The 25,851-nt window shown below is 53.7% G+C and carries 25 protein-coding genes and 1 tRNA gene; 7 read left to right on the top strand and 19 right to left on the bottom strand.

Annotation, left to right across the window (positions count from 1 at the left end):
• The first annotated feature begins 189 nt into the window (after positions 1–189).
• Together lptF and lptG are read left to right on the top strand one after the other, a co-directional pair.
• Positions 190–1,290, top strand: a complete 1,101-nt coding sequence (gene lptF, locus NXS97_RS10730) for an LPS export ABC transporter permease LptF (protein ID WP_013024393.1) — start codon at positions 190–192, stop codon at positions 1,288–1,290.
• The gene (gene lptG, locus NXS97_RS10725; protein WP_014595186.1) at positions 1,290–2,366 is read left to right on the top strand and encodes an LPS export ABC transporter permease LptG; all 1,077 of its coding nucleotides are present in this window, start codon (positions 1,290–1,292) and stop codon (positions 2,364–2,366) included. The genes lptF and lptG overlap by 1 nt, the downstream gene beginning before the upstream one ends.
• 153 nt (positions 2,367–2,519) lie before the next feature.
• Here the strand turns inward: lptG and NXS97_RS10720 are convergent, their stop codons facing one another.
• The 7 genes from NXS97_RS10720 to NXS97_RS10690 all read right to left on the bottom strand — a co-directional run bounded on the left by NXS97_RS10720 (position 2,520) and on the right by NXS97_RS10690 (position 9,179).
• Positions 2,520–2,870 (bottom strand): SH3 domain-containing protein, encoded by a 351-nt coding sequence (locus NXS97_RS10720; protein WP_022622343.1) that lies wholly within the window; start codon positions 2,868–2,870, stop codon positions 2,520–2,522.
• 173 nt (positions 2,871–3,043) lie between these two features.
• Positions 3,044–4,159 carry a M20 family metallopeptidase gene (locus tag NXS97_RS10715; RefSeq protein WP_116219998.1) on the bottom strand — a complete coding sequence of 372 codons (1,116 nt, stop codon included), beginning with the start codon at positions 4,157–4,159 and terminating at the stop codon, positions 3,044–3,046.
• On the bottom strand, positions 4,159–4,914 hold the full coding sequence (locus NXS97_RS10710; protein WP_014595188.1) for a glutamine amidotransferase: 756 nt from the start codon (positions 4,912–4,914) through the stop codon (positions 4,159–4,161). Before NXS97_RS10710 ends, NXS97_RS10715 begins: the two co-directional genes overlap by 1 nt.
• 12 nt (positions 4,915–4,926) lie before the next feature.
• The gene (locus NXS97_RS10705; RefSeq protein ID WP_013024400.1) at positions 4,927–6,006 is read right to left on the bottom strand and encodes a phosphotriesterase; all 1,080 of its coding nucleotides are present in this window, start codon (positions 6,004–6,006) and stop codon (positions 4,927–4,929) included.
• 3 nt (positions 6,007–6,009) lie between these two features.
• Positions 6,010–7,011, bottom strand: a complete 1,002-nt coding sequence (locus NXS97_RS10700; protein WP_026021094.1) for an ABC transporter permease — start codon at positions 7,009–7,011, stop codon at positions 6,010–6,012.
• Positions 7,012–7,033: 22 nt separating this feature from the next.
• Positions 7,034–7,780, bottom strand: coding sequence for an ATP-binding cassette domain-containing protein (locus tag NXS97_RS10695; protein WP_020693768.1), 747 nt, complete (start codon positions 7,778–7,780; stop codon positions 7,034–7,036).
• 376 nt (positions 7,781–8,156) lie between these two features.
• Complete coding sequence (locus NXS97_RS10690) at positions 8,157–9,179, bottom strand: LacI family DNA-binding transcriptional regulator (RefSeq protein ID WP_019106724.1); 1,023 nt, start codon at positions 9,177–9,179, stop codon at positions 8,157–8,159.
• A gap of 325 nt (positions 9,180–9,504) precedes the next feature.
• Between NXS97_RS10690 and NXS97_RS10685 the strand changes: the two genes are divergently transcribed.
• Complete coding sequence (locus NXS97_RS10685) at positions 9,505–10,455, top strand: substrate-binding domain-containing protein (protein ID WP_014606714.1); 951 nt, start codon at positions 9,505–9,507, stop codon at positions 10,453–10,455.
• On the opposite strand, the gene NXS97_RS10680 is transcribed toward NXS97_RS10685, so the two are convergent.
• The gene (locus tag NXS97_RS10680; RefSeq protein WP_013024405.1) at positions 10,448–11,329 is read right to left on the bottom strand and encodes a ribokinase; all 882 of its coding nucleotides are present in this window, start codon (positions 11,327–11,329) and stop codon (positions 10,448–10,450) included. The two genes, NXS97_RS10685 and NXS97_RS10680, sit on opposite strands and share 8 nt — an antisense overlap.
• Before the next feature lie 29 nt (positions 11,330–11,358).
• On the opposite strand from NXS97_RS10680, the gene NXS97_RS10675 reads away from it, so the two are divergent.
• A complete protein-coding gene (locus tag NXS97_RS10675; protein ID WP_013024406.1) occupies positions 11,359–12,204 on the top strand; it encodes a BtpA/SgcQ family protein in 846 nt (281 codons plus the stop codon).
• Between the two features lie 354 nt (positions 12,205–12,558).
• Here NXS97_RS10675 and NXS97_RS10670 read toward each other — a convergent pair whose 3' ends face one another.
• Positions 12,559–13,848 carry a DUF445 domain-containing protein gene (locus NXS97_RS10670; protein ID WP_013024407.1) on the bottom strand — a complete coding sequence of 430 codons (1,290 nt, stop codon included), beginning with the start codon at positions 13,846–13,848 and terminating at the stop codon, positions 12,559–12,561.
• A 248-nt stretch (positions 13,849–14,096) separates the two neighbouring features.
• Between NXS97_RS10670 and NXS97_RS10665 the strand changes: the two genes are divergently transcribed.
• A complete protein-coding gene (locus NXS97_RS10665; RefSeq protein WP_014606710.1) occupies positions 14,097–14,591 on the top strand; it encodes a hypothetical protein in 495 nt (164 codons plus the stop codon).
• Between the two features lie 32 nt (positions 14,592–14,623).
• On the opposite strand, the gene NXS97_RS10660 is transcribed toward NXS97_RS10665, so the two are convergent.
• The 5 genes from NXS97_RS10660 to NXS97_RS10640 all read right to left on the bottom strand — a co-directional run bounded on the left by NXS97_RS10660 (position 14,624) and on the right by NXS97_RS10640 (position 19,935).
• Positions 14,624–16,126 carry a helicase HerA-like C-terminal domain-containing protein gene (locus NXS97_RS10660; RefSeq protein WP_116219999.1) on the bottom strand — a complete coding sequence of 501 codons (1,503 nt, stop codon included), beginning with the start codon at positions 16,124–16,126 and terminating at the stop codon, positions 14,624–14,626.
• A gap of 91 nt (positions 16,127–16,217) precedes the next feature.
• Entirely contained in the window at positions 16,218–17,786 is a 1,569-nt protein-coding gene (locus NXS97_RS10655) for an ABC transporter substrate-binding protein (RefSeq protein WP_116220000.1), read from the bottom strand.
• A 158-nt stretch (positions 17,787–17,944) separates the two neighbouring features.
• The gene (locus tag NXS97_RS10650; protein WP_116220001.1) at positions 17,945–18,613 is read right to left on the bottom strand and encodes a MarC family NAAT transporter; all 669 of its coding nucleotides are present in this window, start codon (positions 18,611–18,613) and stop codon (positions 17,945–17,947) included.
• 12 nt (positions 18,614–18,625) lie between these two features.
• Positions 18,626–19,261 carry a hypothetical protein gene (locus NXS97_RS10645; RefSeq protein ID WP_006121820.1) on the bottom strand — a complete coding sequence of 212 codons (636 nt, stop codon included), beginning with the start codon at positions 19,259–19,261 and terminating at the stop codon, positions 18,626–18,628.
• A gap of 182 nt (positions 19,262–19,443) precedes the next feature.
• Positions 19,444–19,935, bottom strand: a complete 492-nt coding sequence (locus NXS97_RS10640) for a DUF2501 domain-containing protein (protein WP_072404380.1) — start codon at positions 19,933–19,935, stop codon at positions 19,444–19,446.
• Positions 19,936–20,166: 231 nt separating this feature from the next.
• Between NXS97_RS10640 and NXS97_RS10635 the strand changes: the two genes are divergently transcribed.
• Together NXS97_RS10635 and NXS97_RS10630 are read left to right on the top strand one after the other, a co-directional pair.
• Positions 20,167–20,251, top strand: a tRNA-Leu gene (locus tag NXS97_RS10635).
• A gap of 164 nt (positions 20,252–20,415) precedes the next feature.
• The gene (locus tag NXS97_RS10630; protein WP_176018665.1) at positions 20,416–21,675 is read left to right on the top strand and encodes an integrase arm-type DNA-binding domain-containing protein; all 1,260 of its coding nucleotides are present in this window, start codon (positions 20,416–20,418) and stop codon (positions 21,673–21,675) included.
• Between the two features lie 61 nt (positions 21,676–21,736).
• On the opposite strand, the gene NXS97_RS10625 is transcribed toward NXS97_RS10630, so the two are convergent.
• The 5 genes from NXS97_RS10625 to NXS97_RS10605 form a co-directional block, all read right to left on the bottom strand.
• Complete coding sequence (locus NXS97_RS10625; protein WP_226375113.1) at positions 21,737–22,336, bottom strand: hypothetical protein; 600 nt, start codon at positions 22,334–22,336, stop codon at positions 21,737–21,739.
• Positions 22,333–22,767, bottom strand: coding sequence for a hypothetical protein (locus NXS97_RS10620; RefSeq protein ID WP_176018667.1), 435 nt, complete (start codon positions 22,765–22,767; stop codon positions 22,333–22,335). Before NXS97_RS10620 ends, NXS97_RS10625 begins: the two co-directional genes overlap by 4 nt.
• A gap of 32 nt (positions 22,768–22,799) precedes the next feature.
• A complete protein-coding gene (locus NXS97_RS10615) occupies positions 22,800–23,462 on the bottom strand; it encodes a uracil-DNA glycosylase (RefSeq protein ID WP_176018668.1) in 663 nt (220 codons plus the stop codon).
• A 1-nt stretch (position 23,463) separates the two neighbouring features.
• On the bottom strand, positions 23,464–24,606 hold the full coding sequence (locus NXS97_RS10610; RefSeq protein WP_176018669.1) for a MazG nucleotide pyrophosphohydrolase domain-containing protein: 1,143 nt from the start codon (positions 24,604–24,606) through the stop codon (positions 23,464–23,466).
• Between the two features lie 547 nt (positions 24,607–25,153).
• Complete coding sequence (locus NXS97_RS10605) at positions 25,154–25,426, bottom strand: ogr/Delta-like zinc finger family protein (RefSeq protein ID WP_259232094.1); 273 nt, start codon at positions 25,424–25,426, stop codon at positions 25,154–25,156.
• Positions 25,427–25,851: the final 425 nt, after the last annotated feature.

Raw genomic sequence — 25,851 nt, 5'->3', positions numbered from 1 at the left:
AGCATTAAGACACATGCTGCTGGAGGTCATAATGGATCAGGGTGACAAGATGTTGTTTTTTCATCACCCAAACGCGATTACCATACATTTCTAGCGTCGACGACGGCCATTTATGAAGAAAAATGGCTAATAAGCGTTGAAATTAGCGATTTTCCTGCAAAAAGACAAGTTTTCACAGGCGTATTAAGCGTGATCATTATTAGATATCTGGTTCGGGAAACGCTCAAAAGCCAGCTGGCTATCCTGTTTATCCTGCTGTTGATCTTCTTCTGTCAGAAGTTGGTGAGGATTTTAGGGGCTGCGGTGGATGGCGAAGTGCCGACAAACCTTGTTCTGACGCTGTTAGGACTCGGCGTGCCTGAAATGGCACAACTTATTTTGCCCCTAAGCCTGTTTCTGGCGATTTTAATGACGCTCGGGCGGCTGTATACGGAAAGTGAAATTACCGTTATGCATGCCTGCGGCCTGAGTAAGGCGGTGCTGGTCAAAGCGGCGATGGTGCTGATGCTGTTCACCTCGGTGGTGGCTGCGGTTAACGTCATCTGGCTTGGCCCCTGGTCGTCGCGCTATCAGGAACAGGTCACTCAAAACGCTAAAGCGAACCCTGGTGCGGCTGCTCTGGCTGCGGGACAGTTCCAGACCTCCAGCGACGGTAGCGCCGTGCTGTTCCTTGAGAACGTCAAAGGCAATCAGTTTGGTCACGTCTTCCTGGCCCAACTGCGGCCAAAAGGGAATGCGAGGCCTTCCGTGGTGCTGGCCGACAGCGGGCACATGGAACAGAAGAAAGACGGCTCACAGATTGTGACCCTGGATAAAGGGACCCGATTTGAGGGAACGGCGTTGCTGCGTGATTTCCGCATCACCGACTTCACTAACTACCAGGCTTACGTAGGTTATAAGCAGGCTACGCTGGATCCTAACGATGTAGACCAGGCCACGTTTGCTACGCTGTTATCGAACAAAACGCCTGAATTCAGGGCTGAGCTTCACTGGCGTATTACGCTGGTCTTTGCCGTGCTGGTCATGGCCTTGATGGTGGTGCCCCTCAGCGTGGTCAACCCGCGTCAGGGACGCGTGCTCTCGATGCTGCCCGCGATGCTGCTGTACCTGATTTTCTTCCTGCTGCAGAGTTCGCTGCGCTCAAGCGGGGCGAAAGGCCGCCTCGATCCGGCTATCTGGATGTGGGTGGTGAATATCAGTTATCTGGCGTTAGCGATCGTGCTTAACCTGTGGGATACCGTGCCGATGCGTCGAATTCGTGCGCGCTTTACACGCGGAGGATCGGTCTGATGTTTCGCGTTCTCGATCGTTATATCGGTAAAACGATATTTAATACCATCCTGATGACGCTGTTTATGCTGGTCTCGCTGTCCGGCATTATCAAGTTCGTCGATCAGCTGCGTAAAACCGGACAGGGTGCCTACAGCGCGCTGGATGCAGGTTATTACACCTTGCTGAGTGTGCCAAAAGACATCGAAATCTTCTTCCCAATGGCGGCCCTGTTAGGTGCATTGCTGGGGCTGGGAACGCTGGCGCAGCGTAGTGAACTGGTGGTCATGCAGGCGGCGGGCTTTACCCGCATGCAGGTGGCCCTGTCGGTGATGAAAACGGCGATTCCGCTGGTGCTGCTGACCATGGCTATCGGCGAGTTTGTCGCCCCTCAGGGCGAGCAGATGGCGCGTAACTTCCGTGCGCAGCAGCTTTATGGTGGCGCGCTGGTGTCGACGCAGAGCGGTTTGTGGGCCAAAGACGGCAACAATTTCATCTACATTGAACGTGTTAAAGGCGACGATGAAATTGACGGCGTCAGCATTTACAACTTCACTGACGATCGCCGTTTACAGAGCGTCCGCTATGCTGCAACGGCGAAATGGAATAAAGACAAGAAGTTGTGGGTGCTGTCTCAGGTGGACGAATCGAATCTGACCGATCCGAAACAAATCACCGGCTCACAAAGCCTGACTGGCGAGTGGAAAACCAGCCTGACCCCAGACAAACTGGGCGTGGTGGCGCTGGATCCGGATGCGTTGTCGATTACCGGCCTCTACGATTACAGCAAATACCTGAAGCAGAGTGGTCAGGAGTCTGGCCGTTACCGGCTGAACATGTGGAGCAAAATCTTCCAGCCGCTGTCCGTAGCGGTCATGATGCTGATGGCGCTGTCGTTTATCTTTGGTCCGCTGCGTAGCGTATCCATGGGCGTGCGCGTGGTCACCGGGATCAGCTTCGGCTTCCTGTTCTACGTACTGGATCAGATTTTTGGCCCGCTCAGCCTGGTTTATGGTCTGCCGCCGATTTTCGGCGCGATACTGCCCAGCTTTGCCTTCTTTGCCATCAGTCTGTTTATGCTGATAAAACGGCGATAAACGCTGACAGTCAGAAAGGCCGCGCGATGCGGCCTTTTTTTATGGCTGGTGTCGGTGACGAATCGAACGCCTGAATTTCACCGCCTGATGCGGTGGCGATCGTCACGTGCCAGTAAAGGTGCATCCGGTTGCCCTGATGTTTTACAGACTGGATTATCGATCTAGTAAGGTAAGGCATTCCTGAGGAACCCATCCATTTTCCCCAGAAGGCTTCTCAGCCCAGTACCAGCCGTTAAGCGCCTGCGTCACTATCAGGGCCTCACCGGGATGGACGGTTAACTCCTGTGCCCTATAGTCTTCCAGACAGACAACCTCATTTGGGCTCAGTGGCAAAAAGTATTGCTCTGGCGCCCAGCCCGCTTTGCCATCGGGCAGCGTAATCCATATCCATCCTCGCCATTCAAGATCGCAGTGGCTCACCACGGCTATCTCGTCGGCCTTAATCGTAATCGGATCGGGGAATGCCGACCTGTATTCATCGGTGACCACGGCCTGTGCTCTCATGATTTTTTCTCCTGCCATCTTACGAACAGCTTTAACAGACAGCTAAATCGGGTTTACCGGGCGGCGTGCCAGCAGCGCGTCTACATCACCGACACCATCCCCGCATTGTTGCCGACCTTGTAGGGCAGATCGCCTTCACCCGGCCGTGCTTCAGGAGAATACCGCTTCACAGGTCATCGCACTCCGTCACAAATCAACGCACCATAAAGCGTCTCCGCCTCGGCTAACCTGCTCAGCAGGCAATATTCGTCGGTCTGGTGCGCCATTGATGGCTCGCCGGGGCCCAGAATAATGCAGGGCGGATTGCCCAGCGCAGGCAACAGCAGCGACGCATCGGTGAAGTAGGGCACAATGCGCGGCACCAGCGGCGCATCATGCAATGGCTGGCATCGTTGATAAACCGTCTGAATCCATGCGTGATCGCCTTCACTGAGCACCGCGGGCAGGTCCACCAGCGTAGATATCGTCACACTTTCGCCCAGTAAGGTGCTGAGCTGCTGACGGATGGTGGCGTGCTGAAGATTGGGCGCGCTACGAATATCCACGTCAAACTGCGTGCGGTCAGGCACGGAGTTAATGTTCAGGCCGCCTGTGATGCGCCCGACGTTGATCGTGGGCTGTTTCATCAGCGGATGCGGCGCGCCGGGGGAGAAATGCTGAATTTTACCCAGCGCATCGGCGGCCAGGTAGATCGCATTGATGCCCAGCTCCGGCATCGCGCCGTGCGCGGTTTTACCACGTGTTTCACAGCGCAGCCACAGTGCGCCTTTGTGGCCGATAACCGGATAGTTCGCGGTGGGTTCGCCAACGATCAGCGCGCCCACCTCGGGCATGTCAGCGGTATCGATCAGCGCCCGCGCGCCGTCGCAGCCGGTTTCCTCACCGCCGGTAATCAGCAGCACCACGCCCGACCCCTGGCGAATGGCCTGCTGGTGCGTAACGCAGGCCACGGCAAAGGCGGCAACGGCCGCTTTCATATCGCTCGATCCCCGGCCATAGAGCCGATCGTCCACGATCTCGCCAAAGGGATCGTGTTGCCAGTCGGCGTTACCGAGCGGCACCGTATCCAGATGGCCGGTAAAGGCCAGCGCAGGTCCGGCCTGCTCGCCGCGCAGGCGGGCTATCAGGTTATGGCGTCCTTCTCCGAAGGATGACAGCGTGACCTCGAAGCCGTTTTCCTCCAGCCAGCCGGCAAAAAACATCATGCAGGCGGCTTCGTTACCCGGTGGATTGAGGGTATCAAAGCGGATCAGCTGTAACGCCAGATCCGCCGTGCGGGTAAGGGCCATCAGTGACGAACCGTTAACCAGTCAAGACAGTTGATCCACAGCTGGCGATAACCCTGCCACTGGGCAAATTCCTGCGGCAGCCAGTGGGCAGACATATCGCTGGTCCACACCAGCGAGCGGCCCTGCTGATATTCGCGCACCGCCAGCAACGGATGCGCGGTGCCGGCAATGGTTGCCAGCAGTTTGCCTTCAGGGTGCATTTCCACTTCGTTATAGCCCAGTAACCACGGCCATTCGTCGGGCATGTCGGTAAACAGCGCGTGGGATTCGGTGACGCTCGGATAAGAGCCTTCGGGCGTTTCGATGCGGTCGTCCCAGGCCAGGCAGCGTACCGGCAGCACTTTCTCGACCGCCGTGTTGCGATAGCGCGCGCCGCCGTTGATGCCCTGAAAACTGAAGTAGCCGCCGATCATCATTAAGGCACCGCCCGCCGCCACATAGTCGTGGATCAGCGTCAGACGGTTCGCTGTGCGCTGGCTCTTCAGCCAGGTATCCGGATGCAGCAGCAAGGTATTGGCGCCGATATCCGACAGAATGATCGCGTCCCACGCTTGCAGCCCGGCCAGCGTCAGCGGAAATTCGGTCGCCGCCGCGTGCGCGGGCATATAGGTGATGGCATAGTCGCTGTCGGCCAGCGCCGCCATAAAGTCGGTCGCGCCATTATGCCAGGTGGCGGTGGCAAACTGATCGAAGCCTTTAACGTGAACGGACGTGCTGGTCCAGGATTCCCCGACCAGTAAAATTTTCTTCTGCATTACGGTTCTCCCTTACCCACCAAAAACGCGCTGTGGGTTAGCAATCAGTAAGGTTTCAAGTTGTTCGCCGCTGACGCCGTGGCGTTTCAGGCGCGGAACAAAATGTTTAAGGATGTAGCCATAGCCGTGGCCGCCGTAGCGGGTCAGCATGGTTTTCAGGAACACGTCCTGGGACAGCAAAATCTGCTCAATAAAGCCGTCATCGATCAGTTCGCGGATGGCGCGGGCGTTCTCTTCGTCGGACGGTGACTGCGCGGACTCGTCGGCGTAGTAATAGCTCATGCCGATCATGTCGTATTCCAGAAACGCACCGCGCTGGGCCAGCTCACGCTGATAGCGCTTGTCGGCAAAGCTGGGATTCATGTGGCACAGCACCACGTGGCGCAGATCGGCCCCTTCGTGTTCAAGAATATCCAGCACCTTGTGCCCCAGCCGCTCCCAGCCGGGCAGATGCACCTCAATCGGCACCCGGGTTGCAGCACTGGCCCGGCCTGCCGCCCGCAGGGATTTCTCCTCGCTGGCGGTAAAGCGGCTGGACACGCCGATCTCACCGATCAACCCGGCGAGTACTTCGGGTTTTTCTTCCCGGCCGCCAAGGTCGTAAATCAGCTTGTCAGCTAACGCCTCGACGCTAATCGTTTTCACCCATTCCGGATGCGAAGGCTCCAGGTACAGGCCGGTGCTCATGATGATGTTCAGCCCGGTCAGGCGGGCGATGCGCTGCAATGCCTTGGGATCCCGACCGATGCCGATATTGGTAGGATCGACAACCGTGTCACCGCCGAGAGCACGGAACTTCATCAGCTCCTCAATCGCCAGATCCACATCGAACAGCTGACAATTATCGCGGCTGATTAACGGGTTAAGCGACAGTTCGCCCAGGTTTTCCATACTCACCGGCATTTCCGCTAAATGGCGATCGCCACAGCAGCAGGGCGGCACCCACTTGCCGGACGCATCCAGCAGAATGTGTTCATGCATCAGCGTCACGCCCATCTCACTGACCGGCAGCGGCCCCAGCACCGTCATGACATAGCCGCTGTTGATGCCGAGCGGTAGGGGATCCGGATGCCGAAAAATAGAGTGTTTCATTGGCTATCCTTTTGCCGCCGCGCGGGTCGGGTTGAGAATGCGGGTATTCAGCCAGATCGCCAGCAAAATGATCGTACCGGTCGCGATCTGCGTGTAAAAAGGAGAGATGTGCGACAAAATCAGGCCGTTCTGAATAATGGCAATCGACAGCGCGCCCAGCAATGTACCGATGATGGTGCCGAAGCCGCCAAACAGGCTGGTACTGCCCAGCACCACCGCCGCAATCACCTGTAACTCAAAGCCTTCGCCCTGGTTAGAGGAGCCGCTGCCCAGACGGGCGGTGATAATCATGCCCGCCAGCGCGGCAGCCATGCCGCTGATGATATAGACCTTCATGGTCACGGCTTTGGTGTTAATCCCGCTGCGGCGCGCGCCTTCGGCATTCGCGCCAATCGCGGTGACATAGCGACCAAAACGCATATGATTAAGCACGATATGGCCGACAATCAGCACCACAATGCCGATCAGCGCCGGCATCGGCACGCCCAGCACTTTCGCGCGCCCCATAAAGGCAAACAGGCTGTCGGCAGGAATGGGAATGGAATAGCCCTGGGTAATCAGCAGCGCGACCCCGCGCACCACGGCTAAGGTGGCAAGCGTGACGATAAAGGCCGGAATGCCCTCATAGGCGATAAAGAAGCCGTTGATAGCGCCCACCAGCGCGCCCAGCAGCAGGCCGCCCAGCAACACCACCGGCCAGGGCAGCCCCCAGTTGTTCAGCGCAATAGCCGACAGCGCACCGACCAGCGCCAGCGTCGATCCCACCGAAAGATCGATCCCGCCCGTGGTGATCACCAGGGTCATCGCCGTGGCGACGATCAGCAGAGGCGCGCTCTGGCGAATGATATTGAGCCAGTTAGCACTGCTGAGAAAGTTGCCGGTGATCAACGAAAACACCACGCAACAGAACACAAAGAACAGCGCGATGCTGACCACGCCAGAGTGATTGTGCAGCAGGCGACGCGGCAACGAGTGTTGGGCCATACGGGAACCGCTCAGATTCATAATAGTCATCCTGTTACCTCGCTCAGTGCGTCGCCGCAGAGCGGGCGACAAATTTTTCGCCCACGATCAAATTCACAATTTCGCCCAGATCGGTGTCCGCCACCCGGCGGTCTGCCACGTTGGTGCCTTCGTACATCACCATGATGCGATCGCAGACCAGGAACAGATCCTGCAGGCGATGGGTAATCAGGATCACGCTGACGCCGCGCGCTGATACCCGACGAATCAGCTCCAGCACCGCTTCCACCTCAGCCACGGCCAGCGCGGCGGTGGGCTCATCCATGATCAGCACTTTGGGATCGAAGGCGGCCGCGCGCGCAATGGCAATCGCCTGACGCTGTCCGCCGGACAGATTGCGCACCAGCAAACGCGTATCAGGAATGGAAATGCCCAGGCCTTTCAGCATCTCGCGCGCATCAGCGTGCATTTTCTCTTCATCAAGAAACGGAATGCCGAGGATCGATTTCATCGGCTCGCGTCCCATAAACAGGTTGCCCGCCACATCCACGGTGTCGCACAGCGACAGGTCCTGATAAACCATTTCGATATGGCAGCGGCGAGAATCCGCCGGATTGCTGAACTGCTGCTCTTCACCGTCAATGCGGATCGTGCCGCTGGTGGGCACCACCGCGCCAGACAGCACTTTGGTCAGCGTGGACTTGCCCGCGCCGTTATCGCCCACCAGGCCCAGCACTTCGCCGGGCGCCAGCTGTAAGTTCACGCCGCGCAGGGAACGTATCGCGCCATAGGTTTTGGTTATATTCACCATCTCTACCCGTGCCGGGGCAGTTTGTGATTGCTGCATTCGATAACTCCCATCACCACTAACGGGAAAAGCTGAACAGAGATGAAAAAACTTTATCGTGCACGGTTTACGCCCTTGTAAACCGGTTTACCTGCTAGATAAAGCCTTCATACATAATCTCTGAACAACCGCTGTAACGATATTTGCTTGCCAGATACGTCATTGCAGCATCCGTGCCAGCCTGCAACACAGGCAGTACACATCCGGTTTAACACGTTGTTTTTAAACACGTTTAAATGTTAGTTTTTGGTAAACCGGTTTACTAACTATAACGCGAAGAAATTAAAAAGCGCGTTATTTGCGCTAAAGTTGTGCACTTTTGCGCCATTTTGGGACGCTGTTAACACATTCGTATCGAATCGCGCGCCACCCATTCCACCGCAAGGCGGGTTTCAGGGGGAATATCGGGCTCGTCATTCAGGATGCGCAGCATAATGTGAACCGCCGTGCGGCCCAGTTCCCGGGCGGGCTGGCGGATGGTGGAAATGCGGGGTTGGGTAAAATCGGCATAGGTGGCGTCGTCAAATCCCACCAGCGACAGCGCCTCGGGAGCCTGTAACCCGCGTGCGCGCAGGCCATCCAGCAAGCCCAGCACCAGATAGTCACTGGCGGCAAACACGGCGGTTGGGCGGTGCGGCCGGCTGAACAGGTGTTGAAGCGCCTGTTCGCCAAACTCACGCTGGTATTCGCCGTACATCACCCATTCAGGCGGCACGGTCAGGCCCGCCTGCGCCATGGCGGTGCAGAAGCCCTGATAGCGTTCGCGCACGCTCATCAGCTCATCCGGCCCGCCAACAAACGCGATATGACGATGACCGGCGGCGATCAGCTTTTCGGTAGCAATGCGGCCGCCCTGCACATTATCGGCGAACACCTTTGGCACTCTGCTGCCGGGAATATCTTCATCCAGCAGCACAATACGCTGGTGACGGTTAATTTCCTTACGCAGCAGCCCGTTATCTGGGTGGTTGGTGGTAAACAGCAGGCCATCCACCTGGCAGGTATCCAGCCAGCGGATAAACTGGCTTTCTTTGCCGGGATGGTTGCGGGTGATGCAGAGCACAAGGCTGTAGCCACAGGCCGAAGCGGCTTCTTCCGCCGCGTCCGCCAGTTCGGCGAAGAAAGGGTTAGTAATATCGGGCAGGACCAGCCCTAAGGTTTCACTGCCGCCTTTGCTCAGGCGGCGCGCCAGGCTGTTGCCGCGATAATCCAGCTGGCGAATGGCGGCTTCAATGCGATCGATGGTGTCCTGCGGCAGCATAATGCTTTGATTCATATAGCGGGATACGGTCGCTTTTGACAGCCCGGCCAGCGTCGCTACGTCGGATAACAGCACCCGTTTTTTAATCATATCCACAGCCATCTTGCCCAGAATCGGCTATCTGTAACACAGTTACGCGCGCCGGATACAGTATTTTTGCGCCGCCCCTGGCGATAAAATAATCGCTTGACAAAATCTGAGCGGAAGAGAATGGTAGAGACAGTTTACCGCATTACCCGGGAGTCACTCCCACACCGGCTTAGCCCGTTTCAGGTGTTCACCATAATGGACAGTGAGCAGAAACGCGGTTATTCAGGTTCAGGCTGAATAAGCCATTCACACGATATTTGCCCGCCAACAATAATCCCTCTGCATTTCGATGCGGAGATCGACTGGTTATCGCACATTCCCGACGAGGAATTTTAAGATGATGGCATTTAACACCAGAAAACTGCGTTCTGTTGCGCTGGCAACGGGCTTACTGGCAGCGGGTTCGTTTTTTACTTTGGCTCATGCAGCACCGACTTATGCGCTGGTACAGATCAACCAGCAGGCCCTGTTCTTTAATCAGATGAATCAGGGCGCACAGGAAGCAGCGAAAGCCAGCGGTAAAAATTTAGTGATCTTCAACGCCAACGATAATCCCGTATCGCAAAACGACGCGATCGAAAATTATATTCAGCAGGGCGTGAAGGGCATTATGGTGGACGCGATTGACGTCAACGGCATTATGCCTGCGATTAAAGAAGCAGCCGCCGCTAAAATACCGGTGATTGCGATTGATGCGGTATTACCGGCGGGCCCACAGGCGGCGCAGGTGGGCGTGGATAATCTGGAAGGCGGTAAGATTATCGGCAAATATTTTGTCGATTACGTGGCGAAAAATATGGGCGGCAAAGCGCGGCTGGGCATTGTGGGCGCGCTGAACTCAGCCGTGCAGAACCAGCGTCAGAAAGGCTTTGAAGACACCATTAAGAGCAATCCTGGCATTACCGTCGCGGACGTGGTGGATGGCCAGAACGTGCAGGACACCGCGATGACGGCAGCAGAGAACCTGATCACCGGCAACCCGGACCTGACGGCCATCTATGCCACTGGTGAACCGGCGTTACTGGGCGCGATTGCGGCCGTAGAGAACCAGGGGCGGCAGAAAGACATCAAGGTGTTCGGCTGGGATCTGACGTCAAAAGCGATCACCGGTATCGATAACGGTTATGTCACCGCCGTCCTGCAGCAGGACCCGAAAAAAATGGGTGAAGAGGCGGTCAAAGCTCTGAACGCGGTGACGTCCGGCAAAACCGTATCGAAAACTATTCTGGTACCGGCGACGGTCGTCACCAAAGCCAACGTGGACAGCTACCGCGCGATGTTTAAGTAACGCCTGACTCGCCGCCTGCACTCAGCAGTGCGGCGAGTTCGTTGACGGAGGGGAAGGCACTCAGCGTGCCACGACGGCTCACCGTGATGGCGGCGGCCTGACTGGCATGAGTAAGTGCTAACTTATCAATCTGAACCTGGCGCCTGAGTGCCGACGCCAGCATGACGGCAAGAAAGGTATCGCCCGCGCCGGTGGTATCCAGCGCCTCGACGGGCGTGGCAGGGCAAAACTCGCGGCGGTCGCCCTGAATCAGCCAGGCACCCGCGCTACCGTGAGTAACCACTAACGTTTTAACCGCTTCAGGATGCAACTGCCGGGCTTCGTGCTGATTCACTACGGCAATATCCACCAGCGGCCAGCAGGCACTGAACCCGGCATGGACCGGCGAAGGGTTAAAGACGGTGATCAGGCCACGCGACTTCGCCAGCTGGAACAGCGCATGGGTTTTCTCCGGCGAGAAGTTGCCCTGCTGCACCAGGACATCGCCAGCGCGTGCCGCGGCCAGATGTGCACTGATGATATCAATGCTCAACGCATCGGCTGCACCGGTGCTGGTAATAATGGCGTTGTCGCCGTCGGCGCTGTTGAGAATAAGCGAAGTATCGCTAAAGGGATGGACCGGTTCAGCGGGCACAAAATAAAGCGGCTCCTGAGTGAGCTGCTGGCGAAGAGTTATTCCATTGCTGTCTTTGCCCGTTGCGGCAATTAAATGGGTTTCTATGCCGCAGCGGGATAACAGAATCGCCTGATTCGCGCCTTTACCGCCGATATCCTGCGAAACTTTATTTCCATGAACCGATGCGCCTTTTAACGGAATATCGGCAATGCTCCAGGTTTCATCGACAGTGATATTTCCGGCCACATAAACACGCATAGTGTTTCCCTGAACAGGATAAAGACAAGATGGTTGCTATATCAGCAGAAAAAAATGATGCAATACAAGCGATATTTTCCCGCCCCAAAGCGGTCATTGGCGTGATTCACTGTGACCCGTTTCCCGGCTCGCCTAAATACCGGGGGAAATCAGTTAAGGCGATAACAGAGCGTGCCCTGCGCGATGCGGAAAATTATATTTGCGGCGGCGTTCATGGCCTGATTATTGAAAACCACGGCGATATTCCGTTTTCAAAACCCGAGGATATTGGCCCGGAAACGTCGGCCCTGATGGCGGTTATCACGGAAAAAGTGCGCGAACGGTTTGGCGTGCCGCTGGGCATTAACGTGCTGGCGAACGCGGCGCTGCCGGCCTTTGCCACCGCGCTGGCGGGCGGGGCGGATTTTATCCGCGTCAACCAGTGGGCGAATGCTTACATCGCCAATGAAGGCTTTATTGAAGGGGCCGCCGCCAAAGCGTTGCGCTACCGCAGCCAGCTGCGTGCCGAACATATTCGGGTGTTTGCCGACAGCCATGTCAAACACGGCAGCCATGCGATAGTGGCCGACCGCTCCATTCAGGAACTGACGCGCGACGTTGACTTCTTTGACGCGGACGCCGTGATCGCCACCGGACAGCGCACCGGCGACAGCGCCACCCTGGACGAAATCGACGAGATCCGCGCCGCCACCGCCTTACCGCTGCTGGTGGGGTCGGGCGTCACGCCTGCCAATGTCTGCCAGATCCTGGGCCGCACCCAGGGCGTGATTGTCGCCAGCGCGCTCAAGGTGGACGGCGTCTGGTGGAACGATGTGGATCTGGAAAGGGTTAAACACTTTATGGCCGTGGCGCAGGCGGCGCTGGATAAGGCCTAGCCGCCGTTTAGCGTCAGCAACAGGCAACAAAAAACCCCGCGGGTGAGGCGAGGTTTTTTGTTTACGTCAGCACGGTTACGTGCGGTGCACATCATGCATTATCAACCTCATCAGCCTGTTACAGGCAGCGGAAAGGGTCGCAGGCTGTAAGTGCTCCTGACCACAGGAGCCAGCGTATGAGATGGATAGAAATCGCTCGCGTATTTCTGAAGCTCATGGTTGCACTAGTTGCACTACTGCAACTGCTTGAAATTATCGTGAAGTCCTTCAGGTAAATCACGTTCAGGCCGCACCTGAGGGAGGTGATATTCACCTCTCTTTAATCACAGGGTTCGAAAAAGCAGAACGGTTACGTCAGGCCAGCCAGCCTTTCACCACCGGCAGCACCGCCGGAATCTGCGACAGCAGGTAGAGAATCAGGCCGATGGTGCCGCCCACCAGCGTGCCGTTGATGCGGATAAACTGCAGGTCCTTACCGATATTCAGCTCGATCTGCTGCGACATATCGCGCGCATCCCAGCTTTTCACCGTGTCGCTGATATGGCGCGTCAGGAACGCCGCGAATTCTGGCGCGACGCTGCGGGCAGCGTCTTCCAGATGCTGATTCATGGAGCTACGCAGTCCTTCATCGGCGGCCAGGGTTTCGCCCAGCCACAGGGCCGCCTGACGGACCTTGTCCTGCACTTTTGACGCCTCGCTGTTGAGATCCGCTTTCAGCCAGTCGCGCAGATCGCCCCACAGCTCGCCAATATAGCGGTTCAGCGTGGGATCGTCTTTCAGCCAGCCTTTGATCACCTCGGCGCGCTCGGCCATCTCGGGATCGTTTTTCAGCTTTTCGATCAGGCGATCCACCGCGCGATTAAAGCCCAGCCGCAGCTCGTGGCCCTGATCCAGCGCCACGTCATCCAGCAGGGAATCCACCGCGTTGGCCACCAGCTCTGCGCTGTGCTCTCCCAGCCATTCTGTCGGCAACATTTTGGCCTTGATGGGGTGCTCGCGCTTCAGCCAGCGCACCAGCTGGCTGGCGATAAATTCCCGGGTGCTGGGCTTATGCAGCAGCCGCAGCAACTGCTCGACCGCCGCATCCAGCAGTTCCTGATGCCGGTTATTTTTGGTCAGGCTTTCCAGCATCAGCGCGCCGCTCTGGCTGAGATCCACCTTGTCGATCGCCTTATGCACCGCGCGGCGCATGAAGTGCTGGATGCGCGCGTCATCGGTCAGATCGAGAAAGCCGCGCATGACCTGTAGCAGGTGGCGACCGATCCGATCGGCATTGCCGGGCGCGCTCAGCCAGGTGGCCAGCATTTGCGAGGGATCGTGACGGCGGATCAGATTCAGCATCGAATCGGTATCCAGAAACTTTTCCTGCACAAAGCGGCCCAGATTCTCCCCGATGCGATCTTTATTGCGCGGGATGATCGCCGTATGACGGGCAATAAACGGCACCGGTACGCGGCGAAACAGCGCCACCACCGCAAACCAGTCAGCCAGCGCGCCGACCATCGCGGCTTCGGCGATGGCTTTGATGCCGCTGACGTAAAAGTTGGGCGGCAGAAACAGGGTAACCACAAAGGTAGCGGCAGCCAGCAGCAGCAGCGACAGCGCCAGACGTTTGGTCCGTTTTAGTTCACGTTGTTTATCCATGTCCTGATCTTAGCAGCTTGCCTGATGAATACGTCAACATCGCCCAGTCCCGGCCCTCAAATCCAGTTAAGCCTGGCATTAAACCGGCCTGTCTTAACGCGGTGGGCGATTGCCGCATCAGACTGTTCCTAAAAACTAATAACCTCAAAAATTACCACTCTTATAAACAGTTACGTCAGTGTACATTTCCGGTGCAGTCTCCGTACGTTGACGCACCCTATCCATGGAACCAGACCAGGAGAATTCACGTGAAAGCAATCGCAACGGCAACCGCAAGTCTGTTGATGTTAATGAGTGGCGTATCCGCGCAGGCGGAAGGGCTGACCACCTCGCAGGATGGTAAAAACCTGACCGTCAGCTTCGGCCAGCCCACCATTAAGCAGGTGCTGCATTACCGTAAAATGTACGACAAAAAACCCTTCCCCGATGCCGAAATTTATTACTACGACAACGGCACCTATAAAATCATCTCGCAGGGCGAAAACCACTACGGCGTTTACGTGATGCAGGGTAAGTTTGATGATGAGACCTTCACGGTGCGCTTTATCTCGCTGCCTTCCACCGACTGGGGCAACAAAACCGCCTTCCATCAGCTGACCTTTGTGCGCGGCGACAAGCAGAACGTGTTTATTCAGAACGCGATTGTTGATACCGGCGAGGCGATTGCCCAGCAGAACGGCACTTACACCCAGGAAAAGAACACCGTCACCAATCCGGTGTCTACCAGCTGGAAGCACAAGTAGCGTTGAGGTGGCAGCCCGGCTGCCACCGTATTTTACCGACGACGTCCGCCAAACAGGCTGCCCAGCACGCCGCGAACGATCTGGTTAGTAATCTGACGTCCCGCGCTTTTTGCCATGGTTTGCACCACGCCATCCCGCTTGCCGCCGCGCGGACCGGTGCTGCCAAACAAAATGTCTTTTAATCCCCCCAGAATGCCGTCATCGACCGCCACCGCGTTGCCTTTGGCTTCGGGCGCATTGGCCTTGTCACTGGCGGCCTGAACGCCCTGTTGCAGACGTTCGTAAGCCGATTCCCGATCGACTTCTGTGTCGTACTTGCCCGACAGCGGAGAATGGTTGATCAGCCCGTTGCGCTCGTCCGTGTTCACCGGCCCCATGCGCGAGCCGGGTGCGATCACCATCGCCCGCTCCACTACCGACGGGTTGCCTTTGACATCCAGAAAGGAGATCAGCGCTTCGCCGGTGCCCAGCGCCTGTATCGCCTCGACGGTTGTAAAGGCCGGATTGGCGCGCAGGGTTTCGGCGGCGGTTTTCACCGCTTTCTGATCGCGCGGGGTAAAGGCGCGCAGCGCATGTTGCACCCGGTTGCCTAGCTGGCCCAGCACGCTGTCGGGAATGTCCGCCGGATTCTGCGTCACAAACCAAATCCCCACGCCTTTGGAGCGGATCAGGCGGATCACCTGCTCAATCTTCTCCAGCAGCACCGGCGGCGCCTCGTTAAACAGCAGGTGCGCCTCATCAAAGAAGAACACCAGCTTCGGTTTATCCAGATCGCCCGCTTCCGGCAGGTGTTCATACAGCTCTGACAGCATCCACAGCAGGCTGGTCGCGTAAAGTTTGGGCATCTGATACAGCTTCTCGGCCGACAGGATGTTAATAACGCCTTTGCCGTTGCTGTCAACGCGCATCCAGTCGCTAATCTCCAGCATAGGCTCGCCAAAGAAGTGCTCTGCGCCTTGCTCCTCCAGCGCCAGCAGCCCGCGCTGGATCGCGCCTACTGAGGCGCTGTTAATGTTGCCGTACTGCGTCTGAAAGCTTTTCGCGTTATCGCCGATGTACTGTGTCATGGCGCGCAGATCTTTAAAATCCAGCAGCAGCAGGCCCTGATCGTCGGCAATGCGGAAGATGATTTGCAGCACGCCGCTCTGCACCTCGTTCAGGTTCAGCAGCCGCGCCAGCATCAGCGGCCCCAGATCCGACACCGTCGCACGCACCGGATGGCCTTTCTCACCGAAAATATCCCACAGCACCACCGGGCTGCTGGTTGGCTGCCAGTCGGTCACACCGATGTTGGCCAGCCGCGCCTGCAGCTTTTCGCTGCTCAGGCCTGCCATCGCCACGCCGGTTAAATCGCCTTTCACATCCGCCATAAACACAGGCACGCCGATGGCAGAGAAGGATTCCGCCAGCTTTTGCAGCGTCACGGTTTTGCCCGTGCCGGTGGCACCGGTGATCAGGCCGTGGCGGTTTGCCATCTGCGGCAGCAGGTGCAGTTGAACGTCAGGGGTTTGGGCGATAAGCAGGGGAGCGGTCATAGCGCGGCACTCACAAATAGTCAGTCATGCGTCAAGCATAGCCAGCGGGGCGGCTGCCGTCAGTAAAGATTACGTGCTGCCGCCCTGAAATTTACTTCTCCACCTCTTCAAAATTCAGCAGCGTGACGCCAATCCCCTGTTGCGCGTGCGTCACGTTCTTGCGCAGCGCCACCTGCACCTCGCCCTGCAGCATCACCACGTAAGGCGAGTTCTGCTGAAGCTGCTGTTGCAGCGAGACGTAATCGGCCCGGCGTTTGGCGGCATCGCTTTCTCCGGCGGCTTTGCGCGTCAGGGCGCTCAGCTCCGGAATATCCCAGCCTACGCGCCAGGCCAGGGTTTTGCTGCCGTTCGGCACGTTATAGGCGAAGGTGCTGGCGTTGGTGTTGGGATCGATGTAGTCCGCGCCCCAGTAGGTAAAGATGGATTCAAAGTTGCGGCTGCGCATCTTGCTCCACAGCTCGGATTCCGCCACCGGCTGGATATCCAGATTTACATCCGCCTTCGCAAAGCTCGACTGCAGCGCCTGGGCAATATCGATATAAGGCGGCTGATTCACCACCGACAGCGCGATATGCGCGCCGGGCTTAATACCGCCTTTGGCTAATATCGCTTTGGCCTTCTCGACATCGTAGTGGAACGGTTTGGTCTCCAGCGCGCCGTCAAAGCCCTGGGGCAGGAAGCTCTGGTGTACGCGATATTGCCCCTTCAGCAGCTGATTCGCCAGGCTGTCGTAGTCCACCAGCCAGCGCGCGGCCTGCCATAAGGCCGGGTTGCCCAGCGCAGGCTGCTGCGTACTTTTGGTGTTAAAGCCGAGATAGTAGATCAGGCTGGAGGGAAAGGCGGCAATGTGCACGTTGGGATCGCTTTTCAGCGAGGCAAGCTGATCCGGCCCCAGCTGGTAAGCCGCATCCACATCGCCCTGCTGGATCAACAGCCGACGGGTGCCCGGATCGGCCACGCCTTTCAGCAGCACCCGTTTCAGGTGCGCTTTCTGGGTGCTGTTGGGATTAGCCTCCAGCACCAGCGCCTGCAGGGGCACGAACTGCTTGATTGCGTAGGCCGCGCTGCCCGCCGAGTGGGTTTTCAGCCAGCCATTGCCGAAGTCGTTATTGGCGGCATGCGACTGCGCCAGCTTGCTGTCAACGATGGAGGAGACCGGCGCGGTCAACAGGCGCAGGGCCAGATCCTGCCCGATCTCTGCCGGCCAGCGCAGCTCCAACTGATGATCGTTGATGACGCTGAACTGCTGATCGATGTTCTCCGGCGTCCAGCCAAATTCCCCGAGGATAAACGAGGGCGCTTTGTTCAGCTTCACCGCGCGGGTAAAGGAGAACACCACGTCCTGCGCCGTTAACGGATTACCGCTGGCAAAGCGGGCTTTGGGATTAAGGTCAAACACCAGGCTGTGCGGGGTTTTGCCCGCCTGCCAGCGCAGGGCCGCCAGCGGGGCCAGCTTCTGCGGATCCTGATGGTCCGGCTCCAGTAACGTCTGATAGATATTACGCAGGCTGCTGTTGCTGACGGTTTCAAAGCTTTCCGCCGGATCGAAACTGATAATGCCATCCAGCGGCACGGCGACCACAAACGTATCTTTCGGCGTTGCCGCGTGGGCGGCAGAGGAGAGAGCAAGGGCGGTAAGCAGGAGCAGCGGTTTGCGCATAGCGGTTATCCTTAATGATTGATAACCCTACTGTAACCCGCGCCAGAGCAGGTCAAAATGCCGGTTTGTTCTGAGCTATGCCAGTTTCGTCTTAGCCGATTTGTCTTAGCCGATTTGTCTTAGGTGACAGGCCGCCCAGAGGCGGGAGGCTCAGGCCGTCAGTGAAAATCGTGAATGACTTCCAGCACGCCGTTGATGATGAACTGGACGCCCATGCACACCAGCAAAAAGCCCATCAGGCGGGAGATCGCCTCGATGCCGCCTTTGCCCACCAGGCGCATGATCGCCCCCGAACTGCGCAGGGAAATCCATAAAATCACGCTCACTACCAGGAATGTCAGCACCGGCGCGACGTTCAGTACCCAGGCAGGGAAATCCACCCCGCTGCGCACCGTGGAAGCCGAGGAGATGATCATCGCGATCGTCCCCGGCCCGGCGGTGCTGGGCATCGCCAGCGGCACAAAGGCGATGTTCACCGGTTCCTGCGCGGTTTCCAGCTCATCGTGCTTGTGCTTAGCTTCAACCGAATGGCCCACCGGCTTCGCCGGAAACAGCATCCGAAAACCAATAAACGCCACGATCAGCCCGCCTGCGATGCGCAGCCCCGGAATGGAGATGCCGAACGTGTGCAACACCGCGCTGCCCGCGTACCAGGCCACCATCATGATGGCGAACACGTAGATACTCGCCTGCAGGGCCTGACGGTTGCGCTCCTGAAAATTCATCTCAACGGCCAGGCCCAAAAACAGCGCCACGGTGGTGAGCGGGTTGGCGAGCGGCAGTATCACCACCAACCCCAACCCGATTGCTTTGATTAACTCCAGCATGCCTTATCCTGCTTAGTGTTTAGGACGTTCCAGCGCTTCCAGCAGCTCCGGGAAGAAGTCTTGCAGGATCTCCGGCGTCATCAGCTCCGGGTACTGCATCAGGTGCTCGCGGATACGTTCGTTTACGTCCGGGATCAGGCGCTGTGCCGCATCGCTGGCGCTGATTTTGTGCTTCTTCATGCTGCGCAGCAGGTCGGCGGGCAGGTTATCTTCGTCTTCGTTATCTTCCACCATCTCCAGCGCGTCCAGCTCGTCGAACATCTCCATCAACGCTTCGGTCTGCGGCGTGCGGGATTCATATTCGCGCGGATGCTCTTCTGCCATATAGCGCAGCATCAGGCGCATCGGCGTGCCATCGGGGGATTTGGGCGGTTCGGCGGCGAACCAGGTCAGCAGCTGGTGGATGGTGACCTGATGGACGTGATAACCGTTATCCACCAGCTCGTCGGCCAGCAGCTCGGCGCTTTCGTTTTCAATCAGACAGATATGCGTGCGGTTGGGATCGTACTCTTCGAGCCACTGGTAGATCTCTTCGATCACCCCATCGTCGTACTCGAACTTTTTGTTTACATAGCTCCCTTCTGACGCATTTACGCAGGCTGTGATCAGGTCTGGATCGAAGTAAATTGCGATGTTGATACCTTTCATGCGTGCTGTCCTGTTCAAATCCAAAACATCACTATAGCGCCCAACGCATTAGGAAGGAAAACTTATGACTTAACGTGTTGCGATACAAGGTGATGCAGACAGCGGGCGGGGGACTGACTGGCGGGAAAAAAGCGGGTAAGAAGGGGCGATAAACCTGCCAGCGCGGGGCTGGCAGGCGGCTGTCAGGAGATAAAGTTTTTACCCTGTTTCAGCACCACGTCACAGGCTTTAGTTTTCAGCTTCTCGCCCATCGGCGAGTTGCTGAGGCTTTGCAGGTTTAGCTGCTGGCCATTGCCGGTGTTCAGCAGCCCGGCCACGCCCTGGGTGTAATCCGGTTTCTGCTCCTGCGCAGCGGTGGTATTCAGGCCCAGCTTGCTCAGCACCTGATCTTTTACCGACTGCACGTTGTTTTTCACCACGTTGTGCTCCACGCAGTACTGCATAACGCCGGCGGCATTGGTCATGCTGTTGGCGCTCATGGCTTTGTCGTTGCTGTTCAGCAGGCTGGTAATAGAGGACATCGACAGCCCGCCGTTCTGCTGACCTGTTGCACCGTTGTTTTGCTGGCTCAGCTGGTTGGCGGCACTGCTCAGTTGATCCTGCCAGCTTGTGGCTGACGCATTGCCCGCCAGCAGCAGGGCTGCCAGGGCGCAGGCGATATGGCGCTTTTTCATTTCGACCTCGGTTGGGTTTTATGCTTCGTGCTGTTAAGAGGCGGTGCAGATGAGAAAGTTCCGACGAGATCGTAAGGAGAAGGCGGTTTGGGAGGATTCTGGCAGCGGGACAGCGCGGGTTTACCGGGTTCCGTGTGTTTTTTCGCCGCTTAGCGCACATCACAGCGGAATTGGGTTGCTTGCTGGGCACGTAACGGTATAATCCCCAACGTTTTCCGCATCCTCTTCAGTGCCGAAGTGGCGAAATCGGTAGACGCAGTTGATTCAAAATCAACCATCGAAAGATGTGCCGGTTCGAGTCCGGCCTTCGGCACCAGTACCTTGTCCATCCTCGTCCGAGGAATTCCAAAAAATACTTTAAAATCAACATCCAGACTGATTTTATCATCCGACATCGTCCGAGCACATCCGTTGCAATCTAGACCTCGCTGGGGGCATAATTGGGGGCATCCCCACTTCGATAAGAAATGTGCCCCCAAAATGAAGCTGAATGCCCGCCAGGTCGACACTGCAAAGCCTAAAGAAAAAACTTATAAAATGGCTGATGGTGGCGGTTTGTACCTTGAGGTCACGACCAAAGGATCAAAGTACTGGCGTATGAAGTACCGACGGCCAGCCGACAAAAAAGAAGACCGGCTTGCCTTTGGTGTCTGGCCGACAGTAACGCTTGCTGAGGCACGTGCTAAGCGTGACGAAGCTAAAAAGATGTTAGGGCAGGGGATTGACCCCAAAGCTGAACAGAAAGAAGCCCAGGCTGAAAATGCGGGGGCTTATACTTTTGAAACGATCGCCCGCGAATGGCACGCCAGTAACAAGCGATGGAGTGACGATCACCGCTCACGCATCCTTCGCTATCTTGAGCTGTATATTTTTCCTCATATTGGTTTGGCAGATGTTCGTAAGCTGAAAACCAGCCAACTGTTAGCACCCATTAAGGCCGTTGATGCCAGTGGCAAGCATGACGTCGCTCAGCGCCTTCAGCAGCGTGTTACGGCGATAATGCGCTATGCCGTGCAGAACGATTACATTGAATCCAACCCTGCTATTGATATGGCCGGGGCACTTTCTACCGTCAAGGCTCGCCATTACCCCGCATTACCCTTCAGCCGTTTCCCTGAATTTCTTGAGCGCCTAGCCGCATACCGTGGGCGTATCATGACCCGTATTGCTGTAGAGCTTTCATTACTAACTTTCGTCCGTTCCAGTGAGCTGCGTTTTGCTCGTTGGGATGAGTTCGATTTCAAAAGGGCTTTATGGAAAATTCCTGCTCAGCGTAAAGAGATAGAAGGAGTTCGTTACTCCCATCGTGGCATGAAGATGAAAGAGGAGCATCTTGTACCCCTAAGCCGTCAGGTTTTAGCCTTGCTGGAAAAGTTGAAACAATTAAGCGGTGACAACGAAAGGCTCTTTCCCGGCGATCACGATCCTAAAAAAGTCATGAGCGAAAACACGGTTAACAATGCTCTGCGCGCTATGGGGTACGACACGAAGACCGAGGTCTGCGGACATGGGTTCAGAACAATGGCGCGTGGTGCTTTAGGTGAATCTGGGTTATGGACTGAGGACGCCATAGAACGACAGATGAGTCATTCAGAGCGTAATAGTGTTCGTGCTGCATATATTCATACATCAGAGCATCTTGATGAGCGGAGATTAATGGTGCAATGGTGGGCAGATTTTCTTGAGGCTAATGGCGATAATTCTATATCACCCTACGATTTTGCCAGAACAAATGCGTAGAAATTGGTAGGAGAAACCCTGTATTTAATTTTGAAAAGTATGACAGGGTTATTAAATGATTTTACCAAGATATTGGACGCCCAACATAACCTTTTTTAGGGTGATTTAGGAGCCAATGAGACATGTTGTTTATAAGTGGCTGACTAAAGTTTACTCTATAACCTCTGCCCGTAGGATACGCATTTTCATTTACCCCTTCAAAAGTTGGGGAGGGGATGCTATCGCAACCAAAATAAATAAAATTTTGGCTAATCAAAACATTCAGACTGGAGGTGTCTCTTTCTAAATTATCTTGGTTCAAAACTCCATCTTCAAAACTATGATGCGAATCTACCTGTATCCAGTTATTAAATTCATCTTGGTGATATATATTATCTCCAAAAGCGTTAGCTTTATTACTGTAAAGGTTAGGTTTTTTTTTATAAAATCGGACGTCATCCCAATACTGTTGATATGTTATTTTTTCATCAACTTGCATAATGTAAATTAACTCTTCATTATGCCCCATACCTTTACTGCCGTAACCTAATATTAAATCTCCAGTCTTTGCATGCTTGCGGATCTGTGGCTTGCACGTGGCTAATGTACAATATCCATGGAATGGATTAGGTGCAAAACCATAATCTCGTACTATTTTGTACGAAAACATTCTTATTGTCATTGGCATTTTACTCGGTCAATTTGTCTTCTTGGTAGTTTATTTCCATCTGAGTCCTCCCATATGCTTTCACCTTTCACCGCATTTTGAAATTTTCCACTTTGAAGAGAAATTACTGAATTTGCTTTTTCATCAATGATTGCAGGTAATTTTACTTTTTTTTCTGTAACTCCAATTATGTTTTTCCCACCCGCCACCGCACATCCAACAGCTCCGCCAAATGATGGGTATTCATTACATTTATCATCTAATAGGAATATGCAAACTTCAGCATTACTCTGACAATCTGCTACCGCTGGAGTTGATTTTTCTTCACTCCATGACTCTTCTAATTTGACAGAACATATACTAAAACCATTATCCTGTAGTTTCTTCTCAGTCTCAGGCAGCATATGTTCAGTCTCTTCAATATAAATTACGCATGCTTTTTTCATTAGTGATCTCCACTTGAGTGAAATATAATTATCTATTGATAAGTCTCAATATTGTTAAGAAAGAATATCTTTTTCCTAAACTCCCCTTGACCTCCATAACTTGGATGTCTAATTTTTTCGTGAATGATTCCTAAATCAGTTAACCTCTTAGATGCATCATTTCCAAGCGCGAGTATTTTTTCGAAATCGTAGATTTTTAATAAGTTTCGAATGAGAAATGCAGAAGTAAGAAATTCTTTATTAGTATGGCACCTGTTGGACATTTGATTTCCTGTTTCATACGGGTGAAAAGGGAATATGTTCCATAGAAAAGGGATATGTTCAATATTACTTATGACATTCCATATTTCTGTTGCCGTTCTTTCTTTTACGCTCAAGGTGTAAGTACTTTTATTAAAAGATTTTGGACCGATGATCTCAGATGCAAGTTGTAGATGATGTTCATCAGTTAGGGCCAAACCAGTCCTTCTGCCGCCTCTATAGCCGAGGTCCCTACCAACCCATAATTGTTTAGTTTTAAGGCTGGTATGAGCCAATAAATATAATTCAAGATTAAGTAATCTTAACATCGGTGATTCTGGAGTATCGTGATTCGGACATATATCTTTGTATGGGTTGAAAACATTTTCAGATGAGAAGTTTCTAATTGAATTTATGAAACTTTTAATTCTTTCTGATTTATCGTTATCTTTCACTTTAAAGCTCTTCAAAGGTTACTGTATGAGAGACGAAATCGGCTACTATTTTTCCTTTTCTTGATTTTTTCATCTGGCGAAATACTTTATAGCCATCAATAATGGCCTTTTCCCATTGCCAGAGATTGCATTTCTCAACCTCATATCCTTTGACAAATTCTTGAATAAATTTTAACAGGTCGTAATCAAGTCTTTCAACATTCTCAAAAAGAGACTGATTTAAAGCTCTACTAAAAACAAAAGTTGATACACCTTCTTCAATTATAATTGCTCTTGCGCCATCTTGATTTTCATCTGTAGATGAAATGTTTTTTCTTTTTAAGCGTAACAGTGCTCTTAACACAGGTGACCAACCTAGATGTACCGCAAAGCAAATGTGAAAAACATCATGGAATCTATAATCATCTTTATCTTTTTTGTTGTCTGTTAATCGATCACCAATGTTGACACCTTGGCATTGCTGTATCACAAATTTTTTCTCACCAAGATCAATTTCTTTAAAAATGAAATTGATTCTATCAGGGAATCGCTCATATTCTTCATGAGACTTATCAAATGGTTCTGGATATACCTCTTTTTGAGGCCATCTGCTTTCGATTTTTTTTAGATTGCAGTTAATCGCTTTTGAAATAACTAATCTTTTAGATAGGCTAAAGATTATGAGCTTACTGAGGAATTTTGAAATTACACTGGATTTATCTTGATGCGTATCAACTTGTCTGCCTGAATAAAGAGTTAAAAGTAAAGATAAAGAAGTAGCGACTTCTAATGAACTTTCTAAAATGTCCAGATCAAGATTATGAGTTGCTGACAAAATGTCTAAATCATTAAGACTTTTCAAGGATAATGGATCTAATTCTGAATGCTCATCTTTTATTATTATAAATGAATTTCTAACAATTTCTCTAATATCATACCTCTCTCTGTTAATGAGGGATGTGACATACCAAAGTACATCACCTAACTCTTCGTGTAAGTGTTCTTCGAGAGAACCAATTACGAAAAGGTCTCTTTGCTCTTTTTTTATTAAACTGAGTAAATCACCGACTTCACCAACTAAACCTAATGCAATAAAACCAGAACTTTTAGAAGTCAATATATCAGTTTCGGCTACTTTTTTTTGGTATTCATCATAAGTAATCATCTGATCATCCATAATCTAAATTTGATAATGTTTAGATATATATGTTGTGTGTTTGATTTGCAATAGATCCACAACTTCAATATAACCTTTTGAAATTAAAGTGTTTTGCTTTATTTCTTGGTGTGTGTGACTATTTTTATAGATTAAGTTAGATTTATGTTTTCCTTTCTGCAACTGAAGGTGAGCTATATGATCGAAACTTTTTTAGTTAGGATTACAGTCTTTTCATCACGCGTTTCTTAATGTGAATTCTTTTTTTTAGCGAGATGAAATTTTCCTGCCGACTCACTTTTTTAATTTTGCAGTAGGATTGAACATTTATCCCGTTGCGCGCTCTCGTAGCCCCGCCACGCCTGCGCACTTCATGTAGCGTTTTTCATGCACCTGCATGAGTGGCTCCGGGGCGCACCGCTGCTGGCCTTTGCTGCCGTTTTCAGGTGCCGGAAACTCATGCGATTTCATGCAGCACAGACATGCACTCACGCAACAGACATAAAAAAGCCCGGCAGGTGCCGGGCATTAGATGTTTCTGGCCGTCTTTTTTCTTTCAGGGTTGTGCGTGCCGGTCCCTGCGGGAACAGGCTGAGCCGTACCGGCCAAGCGTCTGCGGCTGACGTACCGTGCCGTTCTTCACCTCTGCCTCTGTGGCAACAGGCCTGCCGGGCTTCATGATGATTCTCTCAACGCTCTCCAGCGCGGTGAATGTGCAGGAGCAGTCAAGGTTCCGGCACTGGTACCAGGTGCGCTTGACGGACGGAGCCTCGTAGGCGCTGGTCCGGGTATGAGCCACCTGACCGCATTCGGGACATTTCAGGGCCATTTCGTTTTCCTGTGTGGTCGTTTTCAGTCAGTCAATTGTGCCGGGGCTGGCACAGGCGGTGCCACCGGATGACATTGTGTGACGGCTCAGACAAAAGGTCCTTCTTCTGGCCAGCCAGGGAAAGGTCTCACGAAACCCACATTCCACTTTTAGTTTTATATAAATCCTTCACCATTCTTCACCAGAGAGAAAAAAATAAGTAATACAGTAAATTAGAGGGTGAACAGTTTAAAAAGAATCCTTCACCCACTGTTCACCATCGTTCACCGTCTTAAAAAAGCCCACCGGACATTCATCAGCGTTATTTCCTTTTGATCTTTCACTTTCAATAGCCAGAAACTAAGTCCTGGTTTTACCTCGTCTCTATACGTTTTTATTCGTTTGTATTCGTTTTAAATGAGCAGTAAATGACCATTTTGTAAGGG

This window comes from Pantoea sp. B623 (assembly GCF_024814475.1).
In the GTDB taxonomy this organism is placed as follows: domain Bacteria; phylum Pseudomonadota; class Gammaproteobacteria; order Enterobacterales; family Enterobacteriaceae; genus Pantoea; species Pantoea ananatis.
This window is presented reverse-complemented; position numbering and strand designations above follow the sequence as displayed.